Raw genomic sequence first — 11911 nt, forward strand, 5'->3', positions numbered from 1 at the left:
CCCCCCCCCCCCCCCCCCCCCCCCCCCCCCCCCCCCCCCCCCCCCCCCCCCCCGGGGAGGGGGGACTTAAAAAAGCTCACTCCGCCGATGTGTGATCTCGGGTGAGGGGGTGGCCCCGGCCCATCCATTTGCTTCGATCCAAACAGCCGCGCCGCCTCACCGCCCGCTGAAGTACGGCGCCCGCCGGAGCCGTGTCTGGACATAGACGTGCTCCTGGTGGGTGCCCGGCGCGTAGGACCGGTCGGAGCCGGGCACGGCGACGTTGCGCTCGCTGGGAAAGCGCGCGACGAAGTCCTCGTCGATGTCGCAGCCGAGGCCCGGCGCGTCGGGCACGGCGATCGAGCCGCCTTCCTGCACCGGATGCGGCACCACCGTCCGGGCCCGGCCCGGCCAGTCGGCGTCCAGCCGTTCCAGGATCAGCGCGTTCGGGATCGCGGCCAGCAGATGCAGCGCCGCATATTCGGCGACGGGGCCGAGCGAGCCGGAATGCGGCGCCATCATGATGTGGTGCGCCTCCGCCATCGCCGCGATCTTCCGCATCTGGGTCAGGCCGCCCGCCCGGCCGGTGTCCGGCTGGATGATGTCGACCAGGTCGCGCTCGATCAGCTCGCGCTCGCCGAAGATCGTCGCCATGCGCTCGCCCGCCGCCAGCGGCACATGGGCGGCGTCGCGGATGCGCCTGTAGCCGTCCAGGTTGTCCGGCGCGATCGGGTCCTCGATCCACAACAGGTTGTAGGGTTCGAGTGCGCGCGCCAGCCGGGCGGCATCGGCCGGGGTCAGCCAGGGCGGGCCGTGCAGGTCGATGGCGATGTCGACCTCGTCGCCCACCGCCTCGCGCAACGCCGCCACCTTGCGCACCGGGTCGGCGACGCCGCCGCATTTGATCATCCGGATGCCATGGCTCTTCACCGCCAGCGCCGCCTCGGCCGTGTTGGCGTGGGAGTAGATCGGCACCCGGTCGCGCATCTTGCCGCCGAGCAGGTTCCACACCGGCACGCCGAGCGCCTTGCCCTTGATGTCCCACAGCGCGACGTCGATGCCGGTCATGGCGCCGGCGCCGACCGTCCCGAGCATGCCGTGCCCCATCGTCGCGACCTGCATCTTCTGCCACAGCCGCTCGATATGCGTCGGGTCCTCGCCGATCAGCAGGGCCTTGAGGTCCTGCACCGCGGTCTCGATCACCCGCGGCCAGCCGGAGCATTCGCCGATGCCGACGATGCCGGCATCGGTATAGACCTTGACGAACAGCCAGTTGCGGAAGCCGCCGAGCTTGCCCTCCGCGATCGCTGTGTCGCCGGACCGGCCGTCCGTCGCCCATTTGTCGGGGTCCGGCGGGCCGGCCTGCATCAGGAAGGTCCGGATGTCGATGATCTTCATAGCGCCAGGCTCCGCTCGGAGGATTCGGTGTACCGGATGCGGTTGTGGATGCTGCGGCGGCGCGGATCGGGCCGCGGCACGGCGGAGATCAGCGCCCTTGTGTAGTCGTGGGTCGGCGCCTCGCAGACCTCGTCGGCCTGCCCGATCTCGACCAGCCGGCCGCGATACATCACGCCGACGCGGTCGCACATGTAGCGGATCACGCCGATGTCGTGGCTGATGAAGATGTAGGCGAGGTCGAGCTCGTCCTGCAGCTTCAGCAGCAGGTCCAGCACCTGGAAACGCAGCGAGACGTCGAGCGCCGAGGTCGCCTCGTCGGCGACGATGACGCGGGGGTTCAGCGCGATGGCCCGGGCGATGCCGATGCGCTGGCGCTGGCCGCCGGAGAAGGCGTGCGGATAGCGCTCGCGCCAGGCGGGGTCGAGGCCGACCTGGCGCATCAGCCCGGCGACGCGCTCGTCGAGGTCCTTGCCCTTGGCGATGCCGTTGACCAGCAGCGGCTCGCCGATCACCTGGGCCACCGTCATGCGCGGGTTGAGCGAGGAGACCGGGTCCTGGAAGATCATCCGGATCTCGCGTCGGCACGCCGACAGCGTCGGCTTGTCGGCCTTGGCCAGGTCGACGACGGCGCCGTCGGCCCGGCGGTAGCGGATGGCGCCGCCGGTCGGGTCGTAGACCCGCAGCAGGCAGCGCCCCATGGTGGTCTTGCCGGAGCCGGATTCGCCGACGATGCCGAGCGTCTCCCCTGCCCGCACCTGCAGCGACACGTCGTCGACGGCGGCGAAGGCGGCGCTGCCGGCGCCGAACTGCATCCTCAGCCCCTCGACCTCGACCACCGGCGGGCGGTCGGCCGGCAAAGCGGGGCGCCGGAGGCGGATCTCGGCCTTGTCCTCGAGCTTGAGGACCGAGCCGATCAGCATCTTCGTGTAAGGGTCCTCCGGCGCGTGGAAGATGCGGTCGACGGAGCCGTGCTCCATCACCCGGCCCTGGTACATCACCAGCACGTCATCGGCGATCTCGGCCACCACGCCCATGTCATGGGTGATGAACAGCACCGCCATGCCGAATTCGGCCTGCAGCCGCTTGATCAGGTCGAGGATCTCGGCCTGGGTGGTGACGTCCAGCGCCGTGGTCGGCTCGTCCGCGATCAGCAGCTGCGGGTTGCAGACCAGCGCCATGGCGATCATGGCGCGCTGGCGCATGCCGCCGGAGAACTCGAAGGTGTAGCGGTCGATCGCCCGCTCCGGCCGCGGGATCTCGACCTGCTTCAACAGCTCGATCGTCCGCGCCCGCGCCGCGGCCTTGCTCATGCCGAGATGCAGGCGCAGCACCTCCATGATCTGGTCGCCGACCGTGTGGATCGGCGACAGCGACGACATCGGCTCCTGGAAGATCATCGCGATCTCGCGGCCGCGCACCCGGCGGATCGCCCGGCTGCGCGGGTGCAGCTTGGCCAGGTCGACACTGCTGCCGTCGGTGCGGTTCAGCACCATCTCGCCGGAGACGATGCGCCCCGGCGCGTCGACGATCTGCAGGATCGAGCGCGCGGTGACGCTCTTGCCCGAGCCGCTCTCGCCGACGACGCAGAGGGTGCGGCCGCGCTCGACCGCGAAGGACACGCCGTCGACCGCCTTGACCAGCCCGGCGCGGGTGGGGAAATGGGTCACCAGGTCGCGCACCGCCAGGACCGGCTTCGGGCGTCCGGGGAACGGCACGGGGGCGGCCGGAGGGTTCGTCATCGGGGCCTCTTCGCCGTCACTTGTTGTACGGGTCGGCCGCGTCGCGCAGGCCGTCGCCGAGCAGGTTGAGCGCCATCACCGCGACCACGACGAAGGCGCCGGGCGCGAACAGCCAGGGGGCCGTGGCGATCGAGCGGATGTTCTGCGCCTCGCGCAGCAGCACGCCCCAGGAGATGGTCGGCGGCTGCAGCCCGAGGCCGAGGAAGGACAAAGCCGTCTCGGCCAGGATCATGGCCGGGATCGCCAGCGTCACCGAGGCGATGATGTGGCTGAGGAAGCTCGGCATCATGTGCCGGAAGATGATCCGCCCCTCGCTGCAGCCGTCGAGCCGGGCGGCGGTGACGAACTCCTCGGTCCGCAGCGACAGGAAGCGGCCCCGCACGACGCGGGCCAGCTGGGCCCAGCCGGTCAGCGAGAGGATCACCGTGATCATGAAATACTGAGTGATCGCCGGCCAGTCCTGCGGCAGGGCGGCGGCCATGGCCAGCCAGATCGGGATCGTCGGCAGCGCCAGCACGAATTCGATCACCCGCTGGATCACGAAGTCCGGCTTGCCGCCGTAATAGCCGGAGATGCCGCCGAGGACGAGGCCGATGGCCAGCGACAGGAACACGCCGACCAGACCGACCGACAGCGAGATCTGGGCGCCCTGCATGATCCGGCTCCAGACGCAGCGGCCCAGCCGGTCGGTGCCGAACAGGAACAGCGGCTGCTTCGGGTCGGCCGAGGCGAGGAGATGCAGGTCGGTGGTGAACAGGCCGAGGAACGAATACGCGTAGCCGCGGCCGAACAGCGAGACCGCGACCTTGCGCGCCGGGTCCTCCTTGTACACGGCGGCGAGCGTCTCCGGGTCGCGGGTCAGCTTGTGGGGGTGGAAGTAGAGGCCGAATTGCAGGCTTCCATCCTCGGCCCGGTCGAACAGATGGATCGCCTGCGGCGGGTGGAAAGCGGCGCGGGCGTTCTGCTGGCTGGGGTCGTTGATCGCGAACAGGCCGGGCACGGCCGCGATCACATAGAGGATCACCACGATCACCAGCGAGGCCATGGCCAGCCGGTGGCGGCGGAAGGCCCACCAGATCAGCTGCCACTGGGAGGCGACGGCGAGCTGGCCGGCGGGGGCGACGGTCGCGAGGTCGGTCATGGAGCCCCCTATTCGAGGCGGATGCGCGGGTCGACCAGCGCCAGCAGGATGTCGCTGATCAGCGACCCGATCAGCGTCAGCGCGCAGATCAAGAGCACGAAGGCGCCGGCGAGATACATGTCCTGCGCCATCAGCGACTGCAGCAGCAGTGGCGCCGCCGTCGGCAGGTTCAGCACGATCGCCACCACGATCGAGCCGGAGACCAGGTTCGGCAGCAGCCAGGCGAGGGTGGAGATGAACGGGTTGAGGGCGACCCGCACCGGGTATTTCAGCAGCAGCCGGAACTCGGACAGGCCCTTGGCGCGGGCCGTGGTGACGTAGGGCTTGTGGATCTCGTCCAGCATGTTCGCCCGCATCACCCGGATCAGGCTGGCCGTGCCCGAGACCGCCAGGATCAGCACCGGGATCCACAGGTGCTGCAGCAGGTTCCACGTCTTGGCGACGCTCCAGGGCGCCTTCTCGAATTCCGGCGAGAACAGGCCGCTGACGTCCTGCCCGAACTCGATGGCGGCGACATACATCAGCACCAGCGCCAGCAGGAAGGACGGGATGGCCAGCCCGGCGAAGGTGATGATCGTAACGATGCTGTCGCCGATCGAGTATTTGCGCACCGCGGAATAGACCCCGATCGGCAGCGCGATCGCCCAGGTCGCGATCAGGGTGGCCAGGGTCAGCACCAGGGTCAGCGCCATGCGCTCCCAGATCAGGTCGCTGACCGGCTGCTGCCATTCGAAGGACAGGCCGAAATCGCCGCGGGTGATGATGCCGCCGATCCACTTGGCATATTGCAGCAGCATCGGGTCGTTGAGGCCGAAGCGCTCGCGCAGCGCCGCCGCCGCGTTCTGGTCGACGATCTCGTTCGAGGCGGCCAGCGTCGCGACATAGCTGGTCACGAAGTCGCCGGGCGGCAGCTGGATCAGGACAAAGGCGAGGAAGCTGACCGCGAAGAGCGCGGGCACCATCCACAGCAGGCGCTTGGCGATGAAGCGGAGCATCCGGGGCTCTCCTCGAAACGGGCGCTGAGCGACGGAGGAAGCCGACTTCTCGAGCTGACGCGTCAGCTCGAGAAGAAGAACTGCTGCGGCATGGCCGGGCCGGGATTCGGCCAGGTCCAGGAATCCGGCTCCTTCTCCGGCGCGTTGATCAGGTTGGTCTTGACCACGCCGAAGGTGTTGGCGGCGAGGCAGATTCCGACCGTCTCGAAGGCCTCGGCGGTCAGGTCGAACAGCTGCTTCATGATCGCGCCGCGCTTGTCCAGATCGGCGGTGCCGCGCGCCTGGTCGAACAGCTTCATCCGCTGCTTCTGGCTCTCCGGCGGCTCCTCGCCCGACTGGCCGTTCGAGACGTACCACAGCGTCCAGGGAATGGCGTAGCGCGAGCCCTGCGGATGCTGGGCGAAGAAGTCGCGCGGGTCGAACATCGGGTCGAGCCCGCCCGAGCCCGGCCACACCGCGGCGTCATGGTCGTTGCTGTCGCCGCGGGTGTAATACAGCGCACGCTCGATGGTGTTGACCTTGATGTCGATGCCGATCGCCGCCCAGTGCCGCTTCACCAGCTCGAGCACGTCGACCAGGTCGGGGTTGAGGGTCGGGATGACGTCGATGGCGAAGAAGACCTTGCTGCCGTCGGGATGCAGGCGGAAGCCGTCGCCGCCGGCCTTGTAGCCGAGCCTGTCCAGGATGGCGTTCGACTGGTCGGCATCGAACTCGGTGAACTGCCGGCCGAGCTTCTCATGGTACCAGGGATGGCTCGGCCGCGGCCCGGTCTGGTACGGCTCAGTCTGGCCGAAATAGACCAGCTCGATGATCTCCTGCCGGTCGATGCCGAGGGACAACGCCTGGCGAACCTCCTTCTGGCTGAAGAAGGCCCGCAGCTTCGGGTCCTTGTGGCAGATGTTCAGGTAGATCTGGCAGGCCTGCGCCGCCGAGGGTTCGAGCTCGATCAGCCGGTACCCGCCCTTCTCCCGGTTCTGCGACAGCGTCGGCTTGTTCTGGAGCGCGCTGACGTGCCGTTCCTGGATGTCGAGCTTGCCGGAGATGGCATCGAGCAGCAGCGATTCAACGTCCTGCGAGATGCCGAAATACAGCTCGTCGACATAGGGCAGCTGGTTGCCCTCGGTGTCGACCTGCCAGAAATACGGGTTGCGCTTCATCACCACGCGGGTGGCGCCGCCGACATAGGGCTCGGCGATCACCCAGGGGTCGAGGGTCGGCTTCTCCGGATTGCCCCAGCGCTGCGGGATCTCGATGTCACCGTTCTTAGCCCGGAACAGATCGGTCCACTTCGACAGCTTGGCCTGCGTCACCAGCTCGTCGACCTTGTCGTTGTACTTGGGATGGAACTGGCTGGCGTAGTGCTTGGCGTACAGCGTCGGGTGCTGGCCCAGCGGGGTCGCCAGCGTCTCCAGATAGGTCGCATAGGGTGCGGCGAAGGTGAACTTGACCGTGGCGTCGTCGACCTTGGTCACGACCACCGGCTTGCCGGCGATGGCGAGCTGCGAGGGGACGGAGCCGTAGAGCTCGGAATTCTTGGCACAGTCCTCGATCGAGAAGACGATGTCGTCCGCGGTGAAGGGCTGGCCGTCCGACCATTTCGTGCCCTTGCGCAGATGGAACACGAACTCGGTGGCGTCGGCGTTGATCTCCCAGCTCTCCGCCAGGTTGGGCAGGGCCTTGGTGAATTCGAGGTTCCAGCGCACCAGGCCCTGGTTGCCGACCATGCGCAGGATGCCGTTGTGGTCGGACGAGCCGCGCAGGCCGCGATGCAGCGTGCCGCCATAGGTGCCGACCTTGGTCAGCGGCTGCACCACCAGCGGGTTGGCCGGCAGGCGGTCGGCCAACGGCGGCAGCTTGCCGTCCTTCACCAGCTGCGCCAGGTCGGGCGCTTCCTTGGCGGCCTGCGCATGAGCGAGGCGCACGGCCAGCGGCAGCGCCGCCACCCCGGCGAGACCCTTCAGGGCCATGCGTCGGGCGAACACGTGCGGCGAGGCGCTGAGCTTGTCGTCCATCCTGGGACCCTCCCCTGTGTGCTGCGTCGGATCCGGCTTCGCCGTGCGTGCCGACCCGCTTCCTTTGCCGTTTCGGTCATATTACAAATATTGACAAATCACAACCGGAATGGCCTTGTTCCAGACGTTTTCTGTCGCCCAGAATTGCTGCAGCGCAAACAGCGTAAAGACCGGTGAGCCGCGGCAGCGGACCAATTCGGCATGAAGGCGAAGCAGGTCACCAGCCGTGATCAATCTTGACAACTTGCCGGCGGGGGGATGGCGGGCATGAGTGGCACGGATGGCGATGTCGGCCTTCTGCCGCAGGACGGCGGACCGCCGGCCCGGCTGAGCGAGGTGGTCTATGACGGCATCGTGTCCCTGATCGCGCATGGCGATTTCGCCGTGAACAGCCGCCTGCCCTCGGAATCGGAGCTGTCGGCGCGCTTCGGCGCGTCGCGGCCGGTGGTGCGCGAGGCGCTGGGGCGGCTGCGGCAGGACGGGCTGGTGGTCTCGCGCCAGGGCTCCGGCTCCTATGTCCGGCGGCAGCCGGATCTCGAAGTGCTGCGTTTCGCCCAGGTCCGCTCTCTCGCCGATGTGCAGCGCTGCTTCGAGTTCCGCGCCGGGCTCGAGGGCGTCGCCGCGGCACTTGCCGCCGAACGCTGGGAGGCGGGGGATCTGCGGGAGATCGAGGACGCGCTCGAGGCCCTGGAAGCCTGCCTCGGCAATGGCGAGCTCGGCGCCGACGAGGACCGGCGCTTCCACGAGGCGATCGCCCGCGCGACGCGCAACCCGTATCACATCGCCGTGCAGTCCTCGCTGGCCTCGCACATCGCCGTCGGCATGAACATCACCCGCCATCTCAGCCGGATGCGCACGCCGGAGCGGATCCGGGCGGTGCAGGACGAGCATGTCGCGATCGTCGAGGCGATCCACCGGCGCGACGCCGGGGCCGCGGCCGAAGCCATGCGCCGGCATATCCTCAACGCCCGGCAGCGGATGTTTGAAGGAGTCTGAATCGTGACCTCAACCGTCCCGCCCGGCAGCGGCCCCGCCGGCGCCCACGGTGTTGCGCCGACCTCCTCCGCCAAGTCGATCGTGCTGACCGGCGGCGCCGGCAATGTCGGCCGGATCCTGCGCCGCGCGCTGGCCGGCCGCATCGGCGCGGTGCGCATCCTCGACATCGTCGATCCCGGCCCGCTGGCGGAGCATGAGAGCTGGGTGCCGGCCGACATCACCGACCTGGCGGCGCTGACCGCGGCGGTCGAGGGCGCCGACGCCATCGTCCATTTCGCCGGCTATCCGAACGAGCGCGCGGCCGAGGACATCCTGCGGGTCAATGTGCTGGGCACCCACAATGTCTACGAGGCGGCGGTGCGCAGCGGCATCGACCGCGTCGTGCAGGCGTCGAGCAACCATGTCACCGGCTTCTACCCGCGCGACGCCCATGTCGGGGTCGAGGACCAGATGCGGCCGGACGGGCTGTACGGGTTGAGCAAATGCTGGGGCGAGCTGGAGGCGGGCGTCTATTTCGAGAAGGCCGGCATCCGCACCCTGGCGATCCGCATCGGCAATGCCGGCGAGCGGCCGTTCGACGTCCGCGGCCTGGCGGTCTGGATCAGCCCGCGCGACCTGGCCCAGCTGGTGCTGATCGGCCTGGAGCATCCCGAGATCGACTGCACCACCGTCTACGGCGCCTCGGCCAATGACGCGGCCTGGTGGGACAATTCGGTCGCCACCGCGCTGGGCTATCGGCCGCAGGACCGCACCGTCGACTTCGCCGCGCCCGAGGCCTTCCAGAACAAGCCGTCGGATCTGCCGCAGGTGACCGACCACTTCCAGGGTGGCTGGTTCAGCGCGCAGGGCCATGACGGGGTCGTGCGCCGCCGCCGCGTCTGGCGGAACCGGAGCTGATCCGCCCCTCCCTGCCGAAGCCGGCGGCCACCTTGCCGCGCGTCGGTTCCGGGACGCCTGATCGCAGACGGCCATCCGTCGTGTGGACACCCGGCATTGCCGTCCCTTTTGGCGGCTGAAGCTCCCAGAAGCCATAGGCAGGAAGACAGGATATCGAAGTTTCATATTCTAAAGTTGTTATTTAATTTCCAACCCAAACGCAGATTGACGAAACAAAGACGACGGATGATGATCCATATCATCGTATGCCAATAAATAATGCAACGATGATTCTGCAAAAGGATTGAGACAATGTCTGATATATTTGGAACAGATCAGGCGGACCACCTCATCGGAACCCCAGAATATGATGAAATATATGGATATGATGGCGATGATACGATCTACGGCCTCTATGAGACTGATTGGATATATGGAGGAAACGGCGATGACTATATTGTCGGAGGCGGCGGAGATGATTATTTATTCGGAGGAACCGGAGACGACAGAATAGTACTTGGCGAAGAATCAGCACAGCGCACCGATACACACGATGACGAAAACACCGTAGACGGAGGGGAAGGGAACGATACAATTTCAAACGGGTACGGAGAAGATATAATATCCGGGGGATCCGGCATTGATATCTATATGATTTCAGCCAGCTCCAATTACGACAAAGACGTTACCATCATAATAACCCTGGGAGGCGACATCGAAGGTGGTGTTTGGACCGACGGAGACATTCTCTCCGACGATGTGGAGAATGTAGACTGCAGCAGATCATCCGGCGGCCTGTTCAAGATCAATGGGTCCGATACCGACAATGCGCTGAGCGGTGCGGCCAGGAGCGACTATTTGTTCGGCGGCGGCGGGAACGACAGGCTCATGGGTTACGGAGGATCTGACGATCTCAGAGGTGGCGACGACAATGATGTCCTGATCGGTTCAGGCGGGGCCGATTCCCTGGATGGAGGCGAGGGTGACGACGCACTATGGGGCGATGACGGAGCCGACGAGCTCAATGGAGGTGCGGGAGGGGATTCCCTGGTCGGAGGGACGGGGCCCGATATCCTGAAGGGACATGAAGGAATCGATACGGCGAACTACAGCACGTCCGGCGGCGCGGTGAACGTCAACCTCGAGACCGGGGCCGGAAGCGGTGGCGATGCCGATGGCGACAGCCTGGACAGCATCGAGTATGTGATCGGAAGCGCCCGCGACGACTTCCTGATCGGATCGGCCGGCGACAATTTCCTGGAGGCCAGCACCGGCAACGACAGGATCGACGGCGGAGGTGGCAGCGATACGCTCTTCGGCGACGACGGGAACGACACGCTGAACGGGGGCAACGACGCCTCGTATGACTTTCTGAACGGCTATTACGGCAACGACACCCTTGTGGCCTCCGGCACCGGCGCCGACAGGCTGGACGGCGGCGAGGACGTCGACACCGTCTCGTTCACGACCGAGACCGGCCGGGTCTCGGTGGTCCTTGCCGACAGCGGCGACGGTACGGCGGTGATCACCACGCCGGACGGCCCCTCCGTCACCATGACCCTACTGTCGATCGAGAACGTCAACGGCACCGCCCGCGCCGACACGATCCAGGGCAACGGCGGCGCCAACGTCCTGGCCGGAGGCGCCGGCGACGACATCCTCCAGGGCGCGACCGGCGGCGGCGACACGCTCGACGGCGGCGACGGCGCCGATACCGCGGTGTTCACCAGCACCGCCCACTCGGTCGAGGTGACGCTGCTGTACGGCCGGGCCGGCGAGGCGCTGGTGAAGTCCGGGACCGAGACGGTCTCGACCGACACCCTGATCTCGATCGAGAACGTCACCGGCATGGCGCTCGGCGACATCATCTCGGGAGACCGCGGCGCCAATGTCCTGCGCGGTGTCGGCGGCGACGACCACCTGAAAGGCTGGGCCGGCAACGACACCCTCGAAGGCGGCGATGGCAACGACGAACTCAAGGGCGGCAGCGGCAACGATGCGGTTCTGGGCGGCGACGGCGACGACGTACTGGCCGGCAACGGGGGGGCCGACACGCTGTTCGGCAGCGTCGGCTCCGACACGCTGGACGGCGGCCTCGGGGTCGACATCGCCGACTACACCTACAGCGACGCGTCCGTCGCCGTCGGCCTCGCCAACGGCCAGGACGCCGGCACCGCCTCCGGCGGCTGGGCCGAGGGCGACACGCTGACCGCCATCGAGACGGTGGTCGGCAGCGGTCATGACGATACGCTGTCCGGCAACCGGGACGACAACAACCTCCAAGGCGGCGGCGGCACCGACACTCTCGACGGCAACAGGGGCGACGACCTGCTGAACGGCGGCGCCGGCGCGGACATGCTGATCGGGGGCAAGGGCGCCGACATATTCAAATTCACCGCCGCGTCCGACACCAATATACGCACCACCGACACGATCGCGGACTTCAACCACGGGCAGAAGGACAAGATCGACCTCTCTGCGATCGACGCGAAGAGCGGCACCTCGGCCAACGACGCCTTCAGCTTCATCGGCACGGCCGGGTTCAGCGGCAAGGCGGGGGAACTGCGCTTCACCGCGGACGGCAAGTTCGGCACGACGGTCGAAGGCGACCTCGACGGCAACGGCAGTGCCGATTTCAGGATCGCCCTGACCGGCGAGATCGCCCTCGTGGCCAAGGACTTCGTGCTGTAGGCCGGCTTCGGCCGGTCGGCCGAAACCAGCCACCGCCGGGGGGGGGGGGGGGGGGGGGGGGGGGGGGGGGGGGGGGGGGGGGGG

8 protein-coding genes and 1 pseudogene are annotated in these 11911 nt (G+C 67.5%); 4 read left to right on the forward strand and 5 right to left on the reverse strand.

Annotated elements, in window-relative coordinates; translation table 11 throughout:
* Positions 1-156 precede the first annotated feature (156 nt).
* From AAHM41_RS35355 to AAHM41_RS35375, 5 genes are all read right to left on the reverse strand, one after another.
* Positions 157-1377, reverse strand: a complete 1221-nt coding sequence (locus AAHM41_RS35355; RefSeq protein WP_342241326.1) for a mandelate racemase/muconate lactonizing enzyme family protein — start codon at positions 1375-1377, stop codon at positions 157-159.
* Positions 1374-3116: an ABC transporter ATP-binding protein gene (locus tag AAHM41_RS35360; RefSeq protein ID WP_342241327.1), complete on the reverse strand. Its 1743-nt coding sequence runs from the start codon at positions 3114-3116 to the stop codon at positions 1374-1376. The genes AAHM41_RS35355 and AAHM41_RS35360 overlap by 4 nt, the downstream gene beginning before the upstream one ends.
* Before the next feature lie 16 nt (positions 3117-3132).
* Positions 3133-4257, reverse strand: a complete 1125-nt coding sequence (locus AAHM41_RS35365) for an ABC transporter permease (RefSeq protein WP_342241328.1) — start codon at positions 4255-4257, stop codon at positions 3133-3135.
* An 8-nt stretch (positions 4258-4265) separates the two neighbouring features.
* Positions 4266-5252 (reverse strand): ABC transporter permease, encoded by a 987-nt coding sequence (locus tag AAHM41_RS35370; RefSeq protein ID WP_342241329.1) that lies wholly within the window; start codon positions 5250-5252, stop codon positions 4266-4268.
* Positions 5253-5314: 62 nt separating this feature from the next.
* A complete protein-coding gene (locus tag AAHM41_RS35375; protein ID WP_342241330.1) occupies positions 5315-7264 on the reverse strand; it encodes an ABC transporter substrate-binding protein in 1950 nt (649 codons plus the stop codon).
* 267 nt (positions 7265-7531) lie between these two features.
* Here AAHM41_RS35375 and AAHM41_RS35380 point away from each other — a divergent pair, with 267 nt between their 5' ends.
* From AAHM41_RS35380 to AAHM41_RS35390, 4 genes and pseudogenes are all read left to right on the forward strand, one after another.
* Positions 7532-8260, forward strand: coding sequence for a FadR/GntR family transcriptional regulator (locus AAHM41_RS35380; protein ID WP_342241331.1), 729 nt, complete (start codon positions 7532-7534; stop codon positions 8258-8260).
* 3 nt (positions 8261-8263) lie between these two features.
* Positions 8264-9157: an NAD-dependent epimerase/dehydratase family protein gene (locus AAHM41_RS35385; protein ID WP_342241332.1), complete on the forward strand. Its 894-nt coding sequence runs from the start codon at positions 8264-8266 to the stop codon at positions 9155-9157.
* Positions 9158-9448: 291 nt separating this feature from the next.
* Positions 9449-10147, forward strand: a pseudogene (locus AAHM41_RS40775) (calcium-binding protein); the annotation flags it as partial.
* Positions 10148-10264: 117 nt separating this feature from the next.
* A complete protein-coding gene (locus tag AAHM41_RS35390) occupies positions 10265-11827 on the forward strand; it encodes a calcium-binding protein (protein ID WP_342241333.1) in 1563 nt (520 codons plus the stop codon).
* Positions 11828-11911: the final 84 nt, after the last annotated feature.

This window comes from Inquilinus sp. OTU3971 (genome assembly GCF_038440215.1).